This window comes from Nitrosopumilus adriaticus (genome assembly GCF_000956175.1).
GTDB classification, from domain to species: domain Archaea; phylum Thermoproteota; class Nitrososphaeria; order Nitrososphaerales; family Nitrosopumilaceae; genus Nitrosopumilus; species Nitrosopumilus adriaticus.
In genome coordinates this window covers 1,082,701-1,102,497 of the sequence record NZ_CP011070.1, presented here as the reverse complement: position 1 = coordinate 1,102,497, position 19,797 = coordinate 1,082,701, and the positions used below count along the sequence as shown (strand labels likewise).

At 30.7% G+C, this 19,797-nt stretch carries 20 protein-coding genes and 1 tRNA gene; 12 read left to right on the top strand and 9 right to left on the bottom strand.

What is annotated here, in order from left to right; genetic code table 11:
• Positions 1–127: 127 nt before the first annotated feature.
• A complete protein-coding gene (locus tag NADRNF5_RS06530) occupies positions 128–1,204 on the top strand; it encodes a winged helix-turn-helix domain-containing protein (protein ID WP_048116358.1) in 1,077 nt (358 codons plus the stop codon).
• Between the two features lie 3 nt (positions 1,205–1,207).
• Here NADRNF5_RS06530 and NADRNF5_RS06525 read toward each other — a convergent pair whose 3' ends face one another.
• Positions 1,208–1,792 (bottom strand): hypothetical protein, encoded by a 585-nt coding sequence (locus tag NADRNF5_RS06525; RefSeq protein WP_048116356.1) that lies wholly within the window; start codon positions 1,790–1,792, stop codon positions 1,208–1,210.
• A gap of 59 nt (positions 1,793–1,851) precedes the next feature.
• Between NADRNF5_RS06525 and NADRNF5_RS06520 the strand changes: the two genes are divergently transcribed.
• From NADRNF5_RS06520 to NADRNF5_RS06495, 6 genes are all read left to right on the top strand, one after another.
• A complete protein-coding gene (locus NADRNF5_RS06520) occupies positions 1,852–2,181 on the top strand; it encodes a hypothetical protein (RefSeq protein ID WP_048116354.1) in 330 nt (109 codons plus the stop codon).
• A 24-nt stretch (positions 2,182–2,205) separates the two neighbouring features.
• Positions 2,206–2,520, top strand: a complete 315-nt coding sequence (locus tag NADRNF5_RS06515) for a hypothetical protein (protein ID WP_048116352.1) — start codon at positions 2,206–2,208, stop codon at positions 2,518–2,520.
• A complete protein-coding gene (locus NADRNF5_RS06510) occupies positions 2,499–4,283 on the top strand; it encodes a DNA polymerase (protein ID WP_048116350.1) in 1,785 nt (594 codons plus the stop codon). The genes NADRNF5_RS06515 and NADRNF5_RS06510 overlap by 22 nt, the downstream gene beginning before the upstream one ends.
• A gap of 473 nt (positions 4,284–4,756) precedes the next feature.
• Positions 4,757–5,437 carry a hypothetical protein gene (locus NADRNF5_RS06505; RefSeq protein ID WP_048116348.1) on the top strand — a complete coding sequence of 227 codons (681 nt, stop codon included), beginning with the start codon at positions 4,757–4,759 and terminating at the stop codon, positions 5,435–5,437.
• Positions 5,438–5,442: 5 nt separating this feature from the next.
• Complete coding sequence (locus NADRNF5_RS06500; protein WP_148313083.1) at positions 5,443–6,189, top strand: hypothetical protein; 747 nt, start codon at positions 5,443–5,445, stop codon at positions 6,187–6,189.
• Positions 6,190–6,396: 207 nt separating this feature from the next.
• Positions 6,397–6,597 carry a hypothetical protein gene (locus NADRNF5_RS06495; protein WP_048116344.1) on the top strand — a complete coding sequence of 67 codons (201 nt, stop codon included), beginning with the start codon at positions 6,397–6,399 and terminating at the stop codon, positions 6,595–6,597.
• 27 nt (positions 6,598–6,624) lie between these two features.
• On the opposite strand, the gene NADRNF5_RS06490 is transcribed toward NADRNF5_RS06495, so the two are convergent.
• Positions 6,625–7,290 carry a hypothetical protein gene (locus tag NADRNF5_RS06490; protein WP_148313082.1) on the bottom strand — a complete coding sequence of 222 codons (666 nt, stop codon included), beginning with the start codon at positions 7,288–7,290 and terminating at the stop codon, positions 6,625–6,627.
• 281 nt (positions 7,291–7,571) lie between these two features.
• Here NADRNF5_RS06490 and NADRNF5_RS06485 point away from each other — a divergent pair, with 281 nt between their 5' ends.
• Positions 7,572–8,744, top strand: a complete 1,173-nt coding sequence (locus tag NADRNF5_RS06485) for a tyrosine-type recombinase/integrase (protein WP_052661896.1) — start codon at positions 7,572–7,574, stop codon at positions 8,742–8,744.
• A 13-nt stretch (positions 8,745–8,757) separates the two neighbouring features.
• On the opposite strand, the gene NADRNF5_RS06480 is transcribed toward NADRNF5_RS06485, so the two are convergent.
• A tRNA-Met gene (locus NADRNF5_RS06480) sits at positions 8,758–8,872 on the bottom strand.
• Between the two features lie 151 nt (positions 8,873–9,023).
• On the opposite strand from NADRNF5_RS06480, the gene NADRNF5_RS06475 reads away from it, so the two are divergent.
• From NADRNF5_RS06475 to NADRNF5_RS06465, 3 genes are all read left to right on the top strand, one after another.
• On the top strand, positions 9,024–10,367 hold the full coding sequence (locus NADRNF5_RS06475; RefSeq protein ID WP_048116339.1) for a pentapeptide repeat-containing protein: 1,344 nt from the start codon (positions 9,024–9,026) through the stop codon (positions 10,365–10,367).
• A gap of 88 nt (positions 10,368–10,455) precedes the next feature.
• On the top strand, positions 10,456–10,899 hold the full coding sequence (locus tag NADRNF5_RS06470) for a hypothetical protein (protein ID WP_048116337.1): 444 nt from the start codon (positions 10,456–10,458) through the stop codon (positions 10,897–10,899).
• A 57-nt stretch (positions 10,900–10,956) separates the two neighbouring features.
• Complete coding sequence (locus tag NADRNF5_RS06465; protein WP_048116335.1) at positions 10,957–11,739, top strand: hypothetical protein; 783 nt, start codon at positions 10,957–10,959, stop codon at positions 11,737–11,739.
• A 38-nt stretch (positions 11,740–11,777) separates the two neighbouring features.
• On the opposite strand, the gene NADRNF5_RS06460 is transcribed toward NADRNF5_RS06465, so the two are convergent.
• From NADRNF5_RS06460 to NADRNF5_RS06450, 3 genes are all read right to left on the bottom strand, one after another.
• Positions 11,778–12,488 carry a nuclease-related domain-containing protein gene (locus NADRNF5_RS06460; RefSeq protein ID WP_048116333.1) on the bottom strand — a complete coding sequence of 237 codons (711 nt, stop codon included), beginning with the start codon at positions 12,486–12,488 and terminating at the stop codon, positions 11,778–11,780.
• Positions 12,489–12,640: 152 nt separating this feature from the next.
• The gene (locus tag NADRNF5_RS06455) at positions 12,641–13,639 is read right to left on the bottom strand and encodes a hypothetical protein (protein WP_048116325.1); all 999 of its coding nucleotides are present in this window, start codon (positions 13,637–13,639) and stop codon (positions 12,641–12,643) included.
• A 50-nt stretch (positions 13,640–13,689) separates the two neighbouring features.
• Positions 13,690–14,592, bottom strand: a complete 903-nt coding sequence (locus tag NADRNF5_RS06450; protein WP_048116323.1) for an HNH endonuclease — start codon at positions 14,590–14,592, stop codon at positions 13,690–13,692.
• 80 nt (positions 14,593–14,672) lie between these two features.
• On the opposite strand from NADRNF5_RS06450, the gene NADRNF5_RS06445 reads away from it, so the two are divergent.
• Positions 14,673–16,883: an AAA family ATPase gene (locus tag NADRNF5_RS06445; RefSeq protein WP_048116321.1), complete on the top strand. Its 2,211-nt coding sequence runs from the start codon at positions 14,673–14,675 to the stop codon at positions 16,881–16,883.
• On the opposite strand, the gene NADRNF5_RS06440 is transcribed toward NADRNF5_RS06445, so the two are convergent.
• From NADRNF5_RS06440 to NADRNF5_RS06430, 3 genes are all read right to left on the bottom strand, one after another.
• Positions 16,880–17,491, bottom strand: coding sequence for a hypothetical protein (locus tag NADRNF5_RS06440; protein ID WP_148313081.1), 612 nt, complete (start codon positions 17,489–17,491; stop codon positions 16,880–16,882). The genes NADRNF5_RS06445 and NADRNF5_RS06440 overlap by 4 nt on opposite strands.
• Positions 17,492–17,686: 195 nt before the next feature.
• Positions 17,687–19,465: a DNA polymerase gene (locus NADRNF5_RS06435; protein WP_048116317.1), complete on the bottom strand. Its 1,779-nt coding sequence runs from the start codon at positions 19,463–19,465 to the stop codon at positions 17,687–17,689.
• Positions 19,444–19,779 carry a hypothetical protein gene (locus NADRNF5_RS06430; RefSeq protein WP_048116315.1) on the bottom strand — a complete coding sequence of 112 codons (336 nt, stop codon included), beginning with the start codon at positions 19,777–19,779 and terminating at the stop codon, positions 19,444–19,446. The genes NADRNF5_RS06435 and NADRNF5_RS06430 overlap by 22 nt, the downstream gene beginning before the upstream one ends.
• Between the last annotated feature and the right edge of the window lie 18 nt (positions 19,780–19,797).

The window sequence follows — 19,797 nt, the reverse complement described above, 5'->3', positions numbered from 1 at the left end:
ATAATTTCAAGATAGGTATATCCTGCAAGGTGTGATCGCTCATTGAGCAGGAAGTTTACTTTTTTGATGTATCTTTATGCCTGCAGGTGTGAAATGTTATTAATTTCTGATAGAAAGTAGCTGTAAATTGGCAAAAATTGATTTTGAACGATTAATGTGGCCTATGTTGGAAATAGGATCAAATAACGAAATCTCAGTTTCTGACGCAGAAACAAAATTGGCAAAACAATTCAAACTTACTGAAAAGCAAAGAAATCAACGCAAAAAAAGTGGTCCAGAGACAAAATTAAAAAATCGTGCATTTTGGGCAAGGAATTATCTGGAGCATGCAGGTCTTGTGACGGTTCCTAAGCGAGGATATTACCAGACAACAAAATTAGGTAAAAAACTTCTTAAAAAAAATCTAGAATATATTGATACAAAATACCTGATGGACCATTACAAAAAATTCAGAGATTTTTATAATACAGTTCTTGAATCAAAAAAACTTGCAAGACAACAAAGAAAATCAGAAACTGTACCAAAACAAACAGGAATTGTGGTCTTCTTAGATGCATTAGGAACTAAAGGAATATGGAATAGAGAAAAAGAGAAAAACAAAATAATTAACTCATGGTCTACTTATACAAAAAATTTTGAACAAGAAATCAAGAAATTAAACACTAGAGATTATTCATTCATGACATTTTCTGACACAATAATAATTGCTATACAACCATACAATAAACAAAAAACATTATTTGAATTATCTCCGATTCTCTCTAGTGCAATAATTGATAGTATGATTCTAGAACGCCCGATTCGTGGTTCAATTTCTTTTGGAGACTATTATTACAAAGGAAATGAATTCATTATTGGAAAGGCCATAGATGAAGCAGTTGAATACAATACTATTCCACAATGGATTGGAATTTCAGCTGCACCAAGTGCTCATTCGATAATTGAAAATATGCCGAAATCTCAATTAGAAAGTAGATATAAAAAATATGATATACCAACAAAAGAAACTTTGGAGCAAAATGCTTGGGTTGTAGATTGGGCCTCTACTGCAGATAATTATATTGAAGATGTAAAATTTGAAAAAAGAAAGAAAAAATTTCAAAATACTGCAGGATTATTAAAAAATAACATCAGTAAAGTTTTAGACATTAATGCTAACATCAAATGGCGAAATACTCAAAAATTCTTTGAAACAGTGAATTAAGATTTACTTTAAGAGAATCTGATCGATTTTTTTAATTGTTTCAAAATACTGATCAGTTAATTCGTCTTCACCTAATCTTGTAATTCTAGTGTAATCTCCAGCTTCTAGAAAATAGACGAATAATTCAGGTTCAAAGTCTTTCATATCTTGTTTTAGTTGTTTTATGGCTGGTTTTTCCAAAAAATCAGGAATTTCGTTTAATTTCCACACCATTATCCAATAACATGTATAGAAATTAGCGAATAGACAGATCTTTTGTTCATCTAAGAGGTTTGGCTTTAATTTATCATATATGTCAAGTCTAGATTTGAAATTTTTAAACTCTCGATTATAGTCTCTAAAAATAACATCAATTTGCTTTTTTCTTGCTAAAGATACAAGTTTTATTTTGTGACCTTTGGTATCTTTAATTTCGTATATTTTTTTATCTTCTTTTAACTCTCTAATTTTTTTGAGATATGTGGGATTGGATAGTATCTTTCCATGAGTTTTTTTAAATAAAGTGAAACTTTCATTTGTGCCAATACCCTCGTTTTCATGAATTATTTTCACGATTTCTTTTTTGATGTTTATTCTAATCTTTACCACCTAATTTTGACTAGTAAAATGTTGGTGGAATATGTCAACTCTAACATGATACATTAATCATGGATGAAATCCCTTACATAAAATATGGATCATTCAGATCCAATGAAAAAACAAAACCAGACATTGTAGAGTTTAAGGTAAAAGAACTAGATACCTTTGACACTGATTTTTCAACAAATGTCGTAGTTTTACAAAAAAGTGACAAGGAATGGAATGAAGTAATCCTTCCTTTGAAATCCCATGATTCAGTAAATGAATCCCTCCTGAGACTTTGGAGGCGAGGAATTACTGACAAATTAATTACTCCGGGTAAAGAATTTGTCTTAAAGACATGGTTAGGTCTATCAAAGAATCAAAGACCAATTAGAAGATTTGAGTTAGTCTTCTAACTCTTTTCTTTTTTTGTGATTACTATGAAAGATAAACAAAAGTTACTGCAACAACTAGAAGCATTAAAGTTATTTCCAAACAATAAACATGTCAAAGAATTACGTAAACAAATCAAATCTAAACTAAAAAAATTAGACATTCCACAAAAAGAAAAGAAAAAACAAAACAAAAACAAATCTAGAGCAGGAAAACTCCGACGATATCACAACTATATTAGACAAATTAGAAATAACTTTCCCAATTTATCCTACAAACAAATTCGCTCAGAACTATCTCAGAGACGTAAAGGAAAATCAGTATCAATACCGGATGTGATATGGCAGAATCCATCCCCGTAACAGATTACAAAGATTTGGGCCGATTACGCACAAAAAGGCCTCAAAATCGTAATTCTGCATACTCAAAATTGCGGAAAATCAATGCATTAGATACTGAAACACGTCATGGAGATATTTTTCTGATTGCTGATTCTGATGGATTATTTCTTGATAATATTACTCCTGAATCGGTAATACAATTTCTATTCTCCAAAAAATATCAAAATACTTGGAATTTCTTTTACAATTTAGCATATGATGCTGAAGTAATTCTCAAACTTCTTGATCAAGAACTGTTCAGATACAATTTGAGTAGAAAACTAGAATTTCACTGGAATGATTTCAAACTAGAATACATCCCATCAAAATTACTTCGAATTAAAAAAGGACATCATAGTGTATTGTTTTTTGATATTGCTCAGTTTTTTGGTAAATCATTAGCTGCTGCATATGAAGAAAATATAGAATCTTTACCTGAAGAGTATTTATCACTAAAAACAAAACGTGCAGAATTCTCTAAATGGTTTTACAGTCATAACAAGAAGAAAATTAGAAATTATTGTATTCAAGATTGCATCCTAACTAAGAAACTGGCGGAACATTGGATATCCTTATTCCATAATGCATTTTCATTTTATCCTGCAAAGTGGCCAAGTTCAGGATATCTAGCAGAAAAAGTTCTAATCAATAATGATGTATTCTTTCCAAAGTTTGACTCTATTCCTTACTCTATTCAAGATTTAGCTTTTCGAAGTTATTTTGGAGGAAGATTTGAGATGATAAAACGAGGATTTGTCGGTAAATCTTACCTTTACGATATCAATTCTGCATATCCATATGCAATATCCCAACTACCTGATCTTGATAATGGTAAATGGGTAAAAAGAAAATCAATTCATGAAAAAGCCAAACTAGGATTCTTCAAGATTTTAGCAGATATTCCAGATGATGAAATAATTCCACCTTTTGCATTTAGGGCTAATCAGAATATTTTATTCCCTTCAGGGAAATTTATCACATATTGTACGTTAGCAGAACTTCAAGCCTGTAGAGATGACTCTCAGTACAGGATTCTTGAAGGATATCAATTTGTGCCTAACAACACCATAAAACCATACTGCAAATTCATAGAATCCCTCTATGAAAAACGCATCAAACTCAAAAATGAAAATAATCCTTTAGAAAAACCATTCAAAATAATTCTCAATTCTATTTATGGTAAAACTGGGCAAAAAGTAAACAGAATAATCGGAAATTTATTCAATCCTGTAATTTTTGCATCAATTACAGGGCATACTAGAGCACAACTATACCGATTCATTACAGAGAACAATCTAGAGAAACAAACCATAGCATTTGCAACGGATTCTATCTGTGTTACAAAGAAACTAAACATTAATTCAAAGAAACTAGGAGAATTTTCATTTGATGGAGCTGCAAATGATACATTTTACCTACAAAATGGTTTTTATCGATTCAATGGTGTTTGGAAACAAAGAGGGTTTGGTAAACTAGGTTCTAAAGAGATCGAACACTTGGAAACATTTGAGAAGGATGATAAACTATTCTATAAAATTGCCATTAAAAGAAACACAAGACTACGTTCGGGGATTATTCAAAATAATATCAAAGATATCGGGAAAATTATGACTATAACAAAAAAAGTAAATCTCAATGCAGACAGAAAGAGATTATGGTTAGGAAAAATTAATGATATTAATCAAAAACAATACAATAATTCCATGCCAATTTCTTTAAATCATTTTACTAAAGAGCAAATTTGAGTATTTACTAGTAAATAATGTGTAAATTTGTTAGTAAAATATTGTAAATTTTACTGATTTGAAAAAGTTTACAACTTTACTGCGTAAAGATTTACGTAAGTTTTTGACGTAAACAAATTCTATCAATAATAGCAGATTGTAAATTTTACAATTATAAAATTAGATGATTTTATGTTATTTCATTCCAAAATTACTTAATTTTGTTTCAAAACAGAACATTTAGCTACAATTAGTTTTTGTAACTAATTTGATTCTGTAATAAAATATCTCTGTTTTTGGATTGTCACGCACTACAAATAGCTAAAAACAGCTTTTGTAGCTAATTACGCATGAATTGTAGCTGTTTGAAACAACGTTTCATTCGTAACAAAAGAGCTACAAATAGCTACAATTAGCTTTTGTAGCTATTTGTTACAGATTATAACATTGTACGAATATCATAATTACTAGTTATTTTGTAAAATTATTAGAAATTGAAGAAAAATAGGGAAAGGGACCCAATTACTGCAAAAATTTCATGGGTATTCATTGGAATAGCAGTCGGGATTGGAGTTTCTTTGACTGTGTTGTCTTTTTCTTTACAAATTCCAGTCAAAGATGGTTGGGATGTGGCAAACTGGGCAACCCTGGTAGTAGAAATAGGAATAGGCCTTGCTATTGCATCTGCTATCTTAATCTATGAAGGAGGTAAAAGAGAAAAATCACAAGAGCAACAAGATAGGATTACTGAAATTCTTGAAGAGGTGAAAAAAATTGAGGATTATCAACAAAAGTATTTGCAAAAAGAAGAACATGACAAAATTCAGAAGAAATTTGCAGCTCAGGATGCAATGCACATCCCATGTGTCTTAGCATATTCTTCAATGTATGACTTGAGAAAATTATTACTTACACCCGAGTCTGAACGCCTATCTGATCATGACAAAAGAATCGCAGATGAACGAAAACAGGTAGATACATGGTTAAAGGAAATCCAAAATGTTACAAATCAATATTCGTCCTCTCTTACTGACCAAGCAATTCTCTCCCTAAATGGAATTGTTTCATTTTATAATGATGAGACATTAACTAAACATTTTGGAGGTATTAAGGAAATGATAGATAAAGGCTTGACTTCAATGGACTTAAAACCGTTAGAACCAATTGAGGGATAATCAATTTGACAAAACTTAGAAAACACCCAATGTTAGATATTCATAAAATTAAAAATTTTGATAAACTCATTCCAAATTCCACATTATCAAATGTAATGGATAATGAATTACGAGATGTAATACGTGAATTAGATAAACGAAATGTAAAAATCTCAAAACAACTTAAAAAATACATCATTATAAGATTGGTGACTATAGTTGAATCATATCTACAAAATAATATTGCTTGGTTAGTAGATGATTATGATCTAAATGTTGAACGATTGTTTCAGGGTTCTGAAATTCCTATTCCGATAAAATATTTTAAAGAAATTCAAAAGAAAGATTTTACCAAGGGAAAAATTATAGCTGCAAACTTTAACTTTCAAAATTCTTCTGAAATAAACAAAGTATTTTCCAATCTATTGGGTTTGAATTTTTTTGATACATTACATGATTGGATAAGGTTTGGAATAAAAAACAATATAGTTCCTGAAAGTGAAATCCATCTTATTGATAATTGGGATAAATTTCAAGAGATCTTTTCATTGAGAAATACTCTAGTACACACTCTTCAAACCCCTCATAAAATTAGAAAAAATGCGGATTATTTTGAAACATTATGGGATACGACATGGCATTTCATAAATTGTGCTTATAATATGTCAGAAGATGTAATGTGGTATAGAAAAGGTAAAATCAAAAACAAAAAGGCAATTGAATTTTTTAAAACTCAGACAAAAAAATGGAATCAAAATTATTCAAAATCATGACTGCTATAGAATTATCTGTAAATATTCATTTTATTAATGATCTAGAAAATAAAATCAGCACAATAAGATGATCCTGGGAATTTGATGGAAGAATACACCAATGGGGAAAATCTTTCAGAAGAACAAATTAAAATTGCTAGAACAAATTCTACATTCAGAAAAGGCAGTGTTTAGATTAATTGGCAGAGTAAAGTAGGACATTACAAAATGAATGAAAAAGTCTTCTGTGCATGGTGTCAACAATGGAAACATGGCCATAAGGTCAAAACGATTAATCATACATACGAAGATGATTTAGGATCTGAAGAATGGAAAACGTACAAAATCAAAATCCACAAACATCACAAAGGAAATCAATTGTGTAAAGGTTCAGATAAAATGGTTACAATCAAACCAAAAAATTCTTGAATTTCATTAAATGAGTTTCTGAATCAATCAACTTCTACAAGGATACTGTTCTTCAAAGTCTTCAACATGCCATTTTCCATTATCATGTAATTTGAACAATACCATTGGAAATGGCTTCCCATCTTGTTGTTGACCAAATCCTGCATTATCTTTTACAGGGGATATAGGCTGAAAATCATACTCAAAATCAACATGCACATACTCAAATCCGGATTCTTTAGCATAATCTAAAATGGATTGAATATTAACTTCTATATCTCCTCCTGATTTTTCAATATTATATACATAAGATGGTAGTCCTATTTCCGCAAAGTCATTTCTTGCCACTCCATCTCTTTTGTTTTCTTTGTCTCTGAATTCTAAATCTGCAAATATTCTAAATGGTACTGTGGATTCATTTCCATCTTTTGTAATCACAGTTGGTTTAAAGCTATAAAACATACCTAAATAATTTCCATCCGCGTCCCATTTTTCACTATCATTACATCTTGAAATTATTACTTGAAATGGACCTGAAGAATTGTATTCACTTAGAATGCTTTGGTGTTCTATGGTATCTCCAGTATCTTCTAAAACTTCAAGTTGTTTATTGTTATTTTCTACCAATCTCCCGATTTCTGCAAGCATTTGTGTTGTGGTATCACTAGTTTCTAAGGCAGTTGCTAACATCATCATTGAAGCAAAGAAAGTCAATATTGCAACAACTAAAGTTAAATTATTTTTTAGAATATCTCTAATATGTTTTCACCAAATTTCACATAATCATACTTAATCTTAAAGACTTTCCAACGAACTCTCGTCATAATCCTAGTCTACCGTCTAAATTTACGAGTAAACGGGGGGCATTCTATTTTTATTGATAAAGAGTAAAAAGGCAGAGCCCCCCGTTTACGAATAAAATTATGACAGTATACTAGAAAAAGGGGCGGCACCGAACATCCTTCTTATTAATCCCAAAAACAATAATTCCCTCATTGCAAAAATATGAACTAGCGCAAGACCAAGTATCACACTATTACAACACTCAAATCAAAAGAATACAAAACAAAATCAAAAAAGAATTATCTCAAAATAATCAAAAACTCATTAGCAAATATCACCAAGAGATGATTATTCAATCCCTTGCTAAAGCCACCCAAGTCAAACAACTACAAACAATTCTGACCCTTAGCAAAATGCTCAAAAAAGACTGGAAAGATGCCACAAAATCAGACATTCGAAAAATTGCATTGCAGATTTCAAAAAAATTCTGTGACAAACTAGGCAAAGAGACATTTTATTCGTATGATCATAAAAAGATGTTACGGATATTTTTTAGATGGTTCAAACTCGGGTCCCGAAGTTACATCGAAGTTGGTGACCCACCTGAAACAAAACAGATTAGAACTCATCTAGTATTCAACAAACTTGCAAGAAAAGACCTGATTTCACAAAAAGATAGACTGAAACTACTTGATGCATGTAATGGGAATTTACGTGACAGAGCATTCATTGACTGTCATTTAGAAGCAGGAACCAGACCTGCAGAGATTCTTAATTTGCAGATTCATCATGTACACTTTGATAATCTTGGCGCACTAATCCAAGTAAGTGGAAAGACTGGGACGAGGATTGTTCGTCTAATAAAGTCTGGACCCTCATTGTCATCTTGGCTTAACGTTCATCCATTAAGAGACAATTATGATGCACCACTTTGGATTAAAACAAGTAAGAGAAATTTTGGAGATTCTATGACTCATGCAGCAGCTAACGCCATGATAAAAAGAAGAGCAAGGATTGCAAAACTGAAAAAACCAATTAATTTGAATTTGTTTAGACATTCAGCTGCAACTGATGCTGCAAATTATTTGACAGATGCGCAAATGAGAGACAGACATGGATGGAGTTCATATTCCAAAGTCCCTGGAAGATATGTTCATCTCACTCACAAAGATGTCGATAATGCAATGACAAAATATTATGGATTATCAAGGGCAGAAAGTAGAGGTTCGCCAATAAAATGTAGTATCTGTGAGATGCAAAATAATCCTGAACAAAATAATTGTTGGAAATGTGGCAAGGCATTGTCTCTAAAATCAGTCATTAATAATTCTCAGATCTTTGGGAATATCTCAAAAAATCTGTCTATTTCTTACTATTTGATATAAAAAAAGGCTGTAATGCCGGGGGTGGGTTTCGAACCCACGACCTCCAGATTATGAGTATTGCCTTAGTTGGAGAACCGTTAGAGATTACCAAGCGAACTGGCACTCTAACCAGGCTGAGCTACCCCGGCATAATATTAGTCAGAAAATTTGGGAAATTAAATGTTATAACACGATCTAAATCAAATTATTTTTCAAAGAATGATTCAATTCCTTTTTACGAATGAAATTATGACAGTTGTCGTAAAGTACTTTATTATGTTCATAATTCCCAATTGAATTATGGGCTGTTCATATAATGCAAAATTATTCTCTGGAACTTATGATTGTCCCTATGAAGAATTTGATCATAGTGGTTTTTGTAAATTTCATCATCCTACTTTTTGGAAAGAACGCAAACAAAGTCACGACAGTCAAGTTAGAGATATGATAAAAGAGCAACTAGAACAACACCGTCCATTGTATTTAGTAGGTTTTCATATTCCGCTGTTTGAATGGCCAGAAATTATTCATGCGGAGATTCATTGTGAATTTGCATATTTTGAAGAAGCCGTAGATTTTGCTAATGTGTATTTTACAACTATAACTAGTTTCTATTATACAACATTTGAAAAAGTAGTAAATTTTCAGTTTTGTGATTTTTCTGAGACTCCTATTTTTTTCAAAACTACCTTTAAGGAAGATGCGATTTTTGTAGGTAGTAAATTTCGCATGGGTGCAAATTTTTATGAAAGCATATTTTTGCAATGGGGGAATTTTTCGAGTGCAAAATTTGCACAATCTTCATTTATGCCTGGAATGAGATGTCATGATAGAATTAATTTTTCATCTGCAAGTTTTGAAGGGGCAACAAATTTGTCTAGAGGAGAATTCATTAATGCCAATTTTTCATATGTTGATTTTCATGGTGAATTAGATCTAGCGTACATGAAATTTCCTAAAATAAATACTGCAAAAATCAAAACCCTGGGTTATGAAATCCCTATTAACTTTGATTTTTCAACAATGCGTCAAAGAGTTCGTGTATCTGGGAAGGTGAATGAACCAGTTGTTTTGGAAGGAGTTTCATTTTTAGGTGTAAACTTACAAAATTTTGAATTTAACAATGTAAAGTGGTTGTCACCCAAGCGAATGTGGCGTAAAGTAATAATCAATGAATTAATGCTTGAAAAAAATAAAAATTATGATGATGTATCAGATATTTATGCGCAATTAAGAAAAAATTACGAAACAAGATTGCGATTTACTGAAGCATCTAATTTTTTCATAGGTGAATTAGAGTGTTTAAAAAAAGGACTTCAAAAGGGGTCTGTTCGTGAGAAATTATCTTCTATCATGTATTCTATTCATAAATATTTGTCATTGTATAGTGAAAGTTATTTTCTTCCATTAGCAGTTTGGGCACCTGTATTGATTTTATCATTTCTTGTATTGCGTAACTATACAGGATATTGTGCTGTTTCTGATGAATGTCATTTAGTGGGCAGAGTTACAGATAGTCTATCTGCATTTTTCCTATTTCCTAGATCTGAAGGTTTGTTAGATGTTTTAGAGAGAGTACTCAGCATCCCAATTTTAGGTTCTGCATTTGTTGGATTGAAAAGAAAATTTGAAAGAAGAAAATAATTCAAAATCACTCGTAAAAATAAGATACTCCCCATAAGTTCTAAAAATTCTCAAAATTCTTTATCAAGATGTATTTCTCATCGGAATTGTGGTTCAGATAGGAATCAAAACTGAGACAGTAAAGTGTACTAGATGTAAAAAGAAAATCAAAGCAGAGGTACTTTCAGAATCTCTTGGCACCACAAGTATCAAAGGTACAAAGATTAACAAAACAATCAAACTTGAGCATCACAAAAAAGAGGGCTTTTTTAGTAGAAAATGCATAAAATCAGGCTCTAGTATGATTATGCATATTTGGCATCCTAGTGATAAAGTAAGAAAAACAAGATGTCATTATTGTAAACGTAAAGTTTCAGCTTTTATTGTAAGGAGTAATTCTCGAAATAATGGTTTTCATATACCTGTAACAAAAAGTACTACAATTACTACCATGAGATTACTATACCACAAGAGAGAACGCAGAAAATGCCACGGTTCTGGTAAAATTGTTAAAGAAAAATCTTTAGATTATATCGACAATGATCATCCATAAGTTCTGATGATTCTGGCATAAAACACTCTTAAATTTATATAATTATTCTGATGATTATTGGATAATACAAAATTTGCAATTACCATAATTATTACAATTATTTCATTAGTTATTGCACAAGGGAATTTTATGAATGAAATTTTAGTTCATTTTGAAATTTCTGATGATTTAATTTCTGAATCATCTATCACCCTAAACAATTTTGGATTGATTCAGGCATCAAATGTTAAAGCTTTTGTGACTCTCAACAATACTGCAAATATCACTTTACAAAACTGCATAGAGGGAACAATTTCTTCACTTGGTGAAAATAGGCATCTAATTGAATTTGATAGAATGTCTCCAAATCTAAAATGTACAATTAATTCTGATATCGCTAACGTGAAGATAAAAGAAGCAACGATAACATCTGAAAATCATTCAGCATATATTTATCAATTATCTGAAATCCAAAGAATTTCTACTATATTTTTAGTAATGATATTAATTACTAGTGGATTCTTTGTTTGGATTTTGTATTATCCGGTAATCTTTCTGTATAATATTTTGGGTGCAAAAATTTTCTATAGAGATATTGAAAAACCAGAGTTTAGTGAGGAAATTAAAGAATTCATTAAAGACGAATTTGCAATGCGTACTACTACCATTTTTGAAGCAATTATTCTAAAATATGTATATGATGGAAAAACAACAAAAGGACAACTTATTGCTAAAACGAATATGGACCCAATGTTAGTGTCATTTTTCTTAGATTTGCTAAAAAGAAAACAACTCATTGACAAGGATAATTTACTTAATTCTGAAATTCAAAAATTTATCGATAATCTTAAAAAATCATAATAACAAAATAAATTATTACTAAGTAAAATCAACAAATACTACTTTGTAACATGATCTTTTATTCTGTCCACAATTCTCTGCACATCTTTTTCTGAGAATATTTCTTTTCGTTTTTCTATCCATTGATTAATTGTAATCAAGTCTTTTACTACAACAAATTTGTATGTAGGATTATATTTCATGTTTCCTTGAAGGGTCAACAAGACACTAGTAACCATGGGTTGTTTTGGATCGCGCCATGATTTGAGAGAAATCCACAAAACTCGTCCTGCACGTTCTGCTTGCTCATGTGGTTCTAGTCCACCATTTGCCCTGTGTTTGAAAATGTAAGTATCAGTCCAGTTTTTGACTTCGATTGGAAATATTCCTCTCTTTGATACTACAACAAAATCCATTTGAGCAGATTTTAGATTCTTTTTACCATTGTATGTAACATAATGAGGTAACTCCATGATAACACCGCAGAAAATATGATGATTATCATCAAGTTTCGATAGAGTATCTAGTGCACGCAGTTCTCCTTTTGTGCCTGAATGGAGGGGGGTATCCTTGTTGTTTTGAATTTTATTTATTTGTCGTTTTTTTCTCCATCTGGAGAATTTATTGATTAATCCTTTGTCTTCAATGGAATGATATTGTTTTTTGAATTCTTTTTTTACAATATCCATATCATCAATTGATTTGACTTCTTTGGGAAGTTTGTCTAAGAGCCTCTTTTCAGTATCTGCCCGACCATAGATTTTGGCCATGGTTTTTTAAAATTTCAATAATATTTTAGATGGTGTTGAAAAATTAAAACAACAAAATAATAAAATAAGAGAATATTGCTGTCAGTGATTTTATCACGGCAATCGTAAAAATTACGCTATCTGATTTAGAATTTAAATCTCTAAAACAAAAATTATATCATACTTTTAATTTTATCAAGATTTTCTAAAAATTCTGTGAATCCTTTTGGAGATAATATCAGTACATGCCATTTTGCTATCTGTTCTCTTGAATATTCATCTAATCTACTTGAAAGGGGTTGAGGGAATTGAACTTCTTTTGGTGTGGGGTGTTCATAAATAATTGAATCCACTTTTTCATATTTTGGATCTTTAGTAATATGACCCATCGAAGTATCAATATCCTCCAAATCAAATTTACACAAATACAAATTGGCATTTGTTACTATTATTGGGATGTAAATATTTGGGGAATTAGAATATCCATTTCCAGAACTTACTTGTTTGATTATATCATCCAATATACAACCATAAGTTCCTTTGATTATTTGCCTAGCGGTTTCATCTACTTTGGTTTTCTCAGAACGAAAATATTCTGGTTTTATCTGCTCATTTTGTAATGCCAAAGCAAAATCAGATATGTCATGTTTGAAAATACTCCAATGAGGATACTGGTTTGTTTGAACAAAAATCGGATCTCCATGTCTATCTGTTTTACTAATATTGAAAAGTTCTATTCTTCCATCTCTTCTAATATTTTTAGAAATTACCCTCATAGGTTCTGTATTTTGTTTTAGTTGGAAAAAACACCAATCACTATAACGAGGATCATTTTTCTTAACTTCCACACATAATCTAAATACAATAGTTGGATCAAATTCAATTGGAATTACTTTTGTGGCATCAATATCCACAGAAGTTTCTTGTTTCATTGAGAGTAACTGTGAATCAGACATTGCTTTTGCAAAATGATCTGCAGGTATTGTACGATCTGCCAACAAATGAGCGTATATGAGCGATTGTTTTTCTGGATGAGTTAAAAAAGGTGCTGCAGAAACCGGTTTTTCAACAGTCGTTTCCCAATGTTTTTTTGTTAATTCATTTAATACATGAAATTGTAAAAATGCGCCACTTTGATTTAGTGCATTGGTTTTTTTATCTAATTCTTTCATACCATTAGTTTCTCTTCAATTCCTGCAACATATCTTTTCTTTCTCACGGTTTAGTATTTCTTATAAAAATCAGGTGTACAATATGATGTATTAGGATAATTATGAATTAATTCTTCATACATTTTCATTCTTTGTACATCTTTTGCATAATGCATTTTTCTATGACAATTCGCACAAATCACTATCAAATTTTTACTTGAATCATCATGACTTTTAGCCCAGGGAATGATGTGATGAACTTCTGCATATTTGCCCGATTTTTTCTCAAAATGAGGAATTTTACATATCTGACATTTTTCATCAAATAATTTTCTTAATTCTAAAACAATTCCTCTATATCGTACATGTTCAGTTTTAGTTCTAACAGTAATGGTTCTTGTTTTACTACCTCGTTTTGTAGTAAGTTTATCCATATTTGCAATATTTTTTTTAATTTGTTCTTTGGATTCTTTTTTTGTTGTAGTTAATTGATAATCGATTTCTCTTTGAAATGCATCTTCTTCAGTAACAATTGCATCTGCTTCTGGTAGTAATGAGAATACATAGACAAGTCGGTTTATTTTACGATGATCTTGTTGAGTTTCTTGAGCAACTTTTACGACTTTTACTTTTCCAATGTATTGATGTAAACTACCAAGTGAATATTGTCTAAATAGGTGAATTGTAGTTTTATTTTTATTTGAATCAATTAACCATTTGTTTGGACCCGTTGGAGTTTGGTCTCCTTCTTGCCCTCTTCCTGTATAGTAGTAAACACCAGTTGTTGTATCATATCTATCATGATAGATATTATGATCTTGCCCTGGTTTCGGATTCGGATTAGGTGCATCTAAGAATACTACTACCAAATTTTGATCTATACTAGGTCTAATTCCCCCTCTGTTTGCTACGTGAAAATCCTTCCAGATCTTACTTTTTGGATAGAATTCATTAATAGTATAATTTAGCAACATATGATTTTCTTATTGGTATTATTAAAATTGAATTTAAAGATAGATAATCGTTATAATCCATAGATATTACATTATGAATCATGCAAATTATTCGAATTCGATTAAAAAATTTTTTATCATTTGGAACAAAAATGCAGGAATTAGAATTTTCAGATCTAAATACAATTGTAGGGCCCAATGATTCTGGAAAAACTAATGTGTTTAGGGCAATTGAATTAGTTAAACGTCACATCAATCAAAGAAATGTTCCTGCCGAAGCTTATTATCATAATTTGGATTTTGAGAAACCTTATGAAATTGAAATCGACATAAAATTTGATCAAGAAGAAAAAGAGATTTTATTAAATTTTCTTGTATGTGCAATCATTCATCAAGATATTAGGCCTAAAGAAAAGGAAAATCAAAGACGAAATTTAGAGATTCTTAAAAAAATTTTACTTGGTAAAGGGGAAAAATTTTTCTCTGATTTTTGTGAGGAACTAACAATTGTTGTTGATACTGAAGGAAAATCACGTTACCCTCCAGACATTTATTTTAAATTTAACAAGAATAACCAATATCTATATTTTCAAAGTTATCGATTAACAAATAATCTAAAAAAACGAGACAGTCATACTATTAGAAATATTTCAGATATTATTTTAACTCAGGCTAGAAATGAAATTCCAAAACTGAATGATTGTATTTTAAATATCAAACAAAAATTACCCAATTTGGATAATTTCTCTTACAATGTTTTTGATCATATTTTAGAAATTACTGAAGATAGCGTATCTTCTGAATTTGGAGGTTTTCGTCTAACTGAATTTGAAGCTAACAAGGAGACATTTCCAGAATTTATCAGAACAAGGAATTTTATTCGCTCAGTAAGTCCAGAAGATGAGAGTGCAAGTTTTGTAGACATTGTTTCACATATTTTTAAAAAATCCATAATTAAAACATCGGATATTAGAGCTAGGCCAAAAGTGATCCAAAGTCCCAAAGATCTTCAATATTTTGATGAAATGATAAATATTTCTGGTGAAAATTTAGCAAAGATTCTTTTTTCTTTAGCAAATAGTGATAATCCTAAATTAAAAACCCAATATAGAGAAGTTACAAATGAATTTAAAAAAATTACAAACGGTTTAGAGTTAGAGGTACAAGTTAAACCAATTAAATCCAAAATTAAAAAACGACACTTACGAGAATTAGAAAAAGAATTTGATAGATTAGACAATGCTACAAATATCGCTATGGCTGATGAGGAAATTGAAATTGTCAAAGATCATTTGTATGTCCAAGTCATAAAAAACAACATTCCGATTCCAATTGAATTTGCGGCTGCAGGGATTATTGAATTAGCAATTTTGTTAACAGCTGTAATTGGTCACAAAAACAAAGTACTTCTATTAGATGAACCAGCTTTGAATTTACATTCAATTTTACAAAGAAGAGTATTACAATTAATACAAAAAGCAATTTCAAAGAACAAAAATCAAGTTATCTTGATTACTCATTCTCCATATTTACTAAATCCAGAAAATTTTAAGAACTCATGGAAAATTACATCTCCAAAACCAGGATCAACCGTAGTGAATTTGAAAGAAATTATTGATTCTATGAATACAAATGAACGTGAAAAGACACTCACTAGATTATATAATTCTGAAATACGCTCAATATTATTTCAACATGGAGTGGTACTTGTTGAAGGTCCTTCAGATAAAATCGTTATTGAAAAAACCGATAGATATTTGACAGATAATCAACTTGATGGTCCCAATATAGAAGATAATGAATGGATGATACTTGATGTGGGTGGAAAAGATTCTTTTTCATTATTGCTAAAATTAGTCAAGAAACTAAAAATTCCCCACACTTCTGTGTTGGATTATGATAGTTTGATGGAATGTACTAGAAAAATTTTCATAGATGGCCAAGAAGTAATTACCTCTTCTGCAATTAATGCAATAGAGAAATCAGAAGGACTTTCACAATCCGAAAAGTCTTTTATTAAAAAAATTAGATCTTCCATCATACCTAAAAAAGAAAAATCAAGAACTGATAAAATTATTACAAGATATTGGTATGATGATAATTTATTAAAAAAACTAAATACAATTGCACGGAAACACAACATGTATGTTCTGATAAAAGATTTGGAGGGGTCTTTACAAACAAGTACAACTTCTAAAGACAGTAAACCGTTAAGGGCAACAGAACATATAACTGAACTACTATCTGAAAATAAAATCCCTAAAGAAATAAAGTTAGTAATGAAATTTATTAAAACAAAAATTAAAAATTAATTTTTTTCTAAGTTAAACCATTTTGTAAAATATTTGTTTAACACAAAAATAAACAGAGTAATTAATCCCCCATAAATTAGAGCAGAAATCATATCTGTTAACAAATTATAAGCTGGGGATGGTGGTAGAAGATATATTCCTGGAGGCCTATCATTATCACATCCTAATTCAAAACTATTATCTGCAGCAAATAATGCTATGGCTGCCCAAAAAAACAACACTAATGTTCTAAATCCTCTTTGTTTATTTTCCTTAGAATGTTTTATTTCATACTGTCTACTTCTTTTTAGAATTAATACCCAAATTGGACCAATTAACAAAAGGATATACTCTATATCCCCAAAAAAATCATCTAAAATTTGAGCCAATGCTTCACATGGTACATAAAGTTCTGGAACTAATTCGGTGAATGGGACTAACGCAAGAAACACTTCTGAGGTTGATATCCCTAACACATACCAGACAAAACCTGTAATAACAGTACTAAGAATAAAAAAACCAATAATATCATCTCTAGTATTGGAATCAATTATTTTTATAAGGCCTTTTTTGGGCCAGTTGTAAATTAAATTCTCCAGACATTCTGCAACATATTTTTTTGTAATCATCCAAACGATGAAAAAAACAAAATATGTTAAAACAGGAATTAAAAAAAGATGATGTACTTTGACGCTTTCATTTATAGGATAGATCATAAATGAATTGTCTTGAAAATCAATAGTCAATAGAAAATACAGAATACCAATACAGGTGATAAAAACAATACTGCTGATGACATACTTCCACCTATTATCCATCATTTTTCAAATATTTTTGAAATGATTTAAAGAAATAGAAATAGAAAAATTTACAGTTTCTTCATCAATATTCTTCAAATTTCCAAGCCATATCCTTTTGTTATCTGCATTAAGATCAATCTGTCTTGTTATCTCGGAAAATTTACCAATTCCTTCAATATTGTTTTGAATAATAGATGAACGTAATTGACCTGCTCGAAGCACTTTGAACTTGTAAAATAACTTTCCATCTTTTTCCACCGTATCTAGATGCTCAATCTCTTTAGTTCCTAAATGGCCCAATCCTCTCTGCTTCCATTTGCCATTTATTCTGTAAATGCCGTTTTGTAAGAAAAATACATCATCACCAGATTTATCCAAACTAAAGACCCCTAGCTCATTTGAGCTAGAGGTTATCTTCCTAGTTGTACATACAGAATCAGTGGCAAAAGCCACAATTTCACGCTCAATTTTGTGCTTTTGAACAAATTCATACAGTTGAGCACGGGCATGGCCAGTAATGGCTGAAAATATTATCGGATTAAACAGATTACCTATCTTTCGATTAATTCTCTGACCCGTTTTCCCATAAATAGAATTTAGAATCAATTTGATTGGTAGTTGCAATGGTGAACCATCTTGTTTTAGTTTCAGTCTCTTTTGATACATTTCTGTAATGAAATTTTTGTAAGGATACTCCTCTACATCTGGAATGAATTGATATGAATCAATGATTTCATACATGGATTCATCATTACATGCCAACAGTTCAGGTAATGTACAGAATGTTTCAAACTTTCCACTGGGGAAAATTATCATGTTATTGTTTCTAAATGGGAATGGTGGAACATGTTTTAGATCAGGAATGTCTGCTTTAATTCTAAAGAAGCCTAGTTTTGAATCTGGATGAATTGATTTTCGTTTTATCCATCTTCCTTTTGATAGATTCGGGATTTTAGTTAGTGCATATGGGTATGCAGAATTAATATCATAGATGTATCCTGTCCCAATGAATCCTCGCTTTAGCATCTCAAACCTCCCGCCAAAATAACACCTGAATGCTAATTCCTGAATCTTATATGGGACAGTGTTAAACTTTGGAATATCTATTTCATTATTTATCAAAACTTTTTCTGCCAGATATCCTGAACTAATCCATCGATTAGGATAAAACTCAAATGCATCATGAAATAGTGTAATCCATTTTTCTGCAAGTCTTTTAGTTAGTATACAATCAGTGATACAATAATTTCTCACTTGCTGTTTGTTTCTATTATAGAACCGTTTTGTAAAATGTGAGCGTTTTTGTTTCATTTTTAGATACTCTTCAGGTAATTTGCCAATGTTTGATTGATATGCGTCAACTAGTTTCATGTGATAGAACTGTGCAATATCAAAAAAGACTGTACTGTGATGTCCTTTTTTTATTGCAAGTTTCTTTCCATGAATGTACTGTATGGAATAACCCTCAAAGGAAAAATCAAGAGACCTAGTTTTTAGATATGACTTTAGATTCTCACCTAAGAGTTTCAAAATTACTCCTGCATCAAAGGTTAGATTGTAAAAAAAGTTCCAAGTTCCTTCATATCTTTTGGAAAATAGCCATTTTATGACTGATTTAGGCGTGATTTTATCTAAATAATTGCCCTCAGAGTCTGCAATTAGGAAAATATCTCCATCATGAGTCTCTGTATCTAATGCACAGATTTGGCGTAGTTTGGAATTGGCATATCTTCTGTCTTGATGACCTGTAGTGTATAATCCTGTAAGGGACTTGCTATCACTTATGGGGAGGGATTCTGCCATATTGCATCAGGAATTGATGTTTTTTGTCCTTGTGCTCTTACTTTGAGCTGGGATCGTATCTCTTTGATGGTGAGATTTGGGAAATTCTTTTGAATTTGTTTTACATAGTTCCAGGTTCGTTTTACTTTGGCTGAGCGATTAGCATTAGCAATTGCGTGTTTTTCTGAAATGGAAATTTCTGGTTTTGATTTTTTTATATCTAATTGCTTTAGTTTTGTTTTGATTTGTTTTCGTAATTGTTTTACCAAGTTATTATTTGGGAATAACTTTAGTGCTTCAAGCTGTTCTAATAGTTTCTTTTTATCATTAATCATTATCATCACCTAAAAAAA

Bases quoted from the DNA above. Each gene is read 5' to 3' on its own strand.
- NADRNF5_RS06520 (WP_048116354.1), top strand. From the start codon at position 1,852: ATGGATGAAATCCCTTACATAAAATATGGATCATTCAGATCCAATGAA.
- NADRNF5_RS06445 (WP_048116321.1), top strand. From the start codon at position 14,673: ATGCAAATTATTCGAATTCGATTAAAAAATTTTTTATCATTTGGAACA.
- NADRNF5_RS06435 (WP_048116317.1), bottom strand. From the start codon at position 19,465: ATGGCAGAATCCCTCCCCATAAGTGATAGCAAGTCCCTTACAGGATTA.
- NADRNF5_RS06510 (WP_048116350.1), top strand. From the start codon at position 2,499: ATGGCAGAATCCATCCCCGTAACAGATTACAAAGATTTGGGCCGATTA.
- NADRNF5_RS06460 (WP_048116333.1), bottom strand. From the start codon at position 12,488: ATGGCCAAAATCTATGGTCGGGCAGATACTGAAAAGAGGCTCTTAGAC.
- NADRNF5_RS06475 (WP_048116339.1), top strand. From the start codon at position 9,024: ATGGGCTGTTCATATAATGCAAAATTATTCTCTGGAACTTATGATTGT.
- NADRNF5_RS06455 (WP_048116325.1), bottom strand. From the start codon at position 13,639: ATGAAAGAATTAGATAAAAAAACCAATGCACTAAATCAAAGTGGCGCA.
- NADRNF5_RS06450 (WP_048116323.1), bottom strand. From the start codon at position 14,592: ATGTTGCTAAATTATACTATTAATGAATTCTATCCAAAAAGTAAGATC.
- NADRNF5_RS06515 (WP_048116352.1), top strand. From the start codon at position 2,206: ATGAAAGATAAACAAAAGTTACTGCAACAACTAGAAGCATTAAAGTTA.
- NADRNF5_RS06440 (WP_148313081.1), bottom strand. From the start codon at position 17,491: ATGATTACAAAAAAATATGTTGCAGAATGTCTGGAGAATTTAATTTAC.
- NADRNF5_RS06430 (WP_048116315.1), bottom strand. From the start codon at position 19,779: ATGATTAATGATAAAAAGAAACTATTAGAACAGCTTGAAGCACTAAAG.
- NADRNF5_RS06495 (WP_048116344.1), top strand. From the start codon at position 6,397: ATGAATGAAAAAGTCTTCTGTGCATGGTGTCAACAATGGAAACATGGC.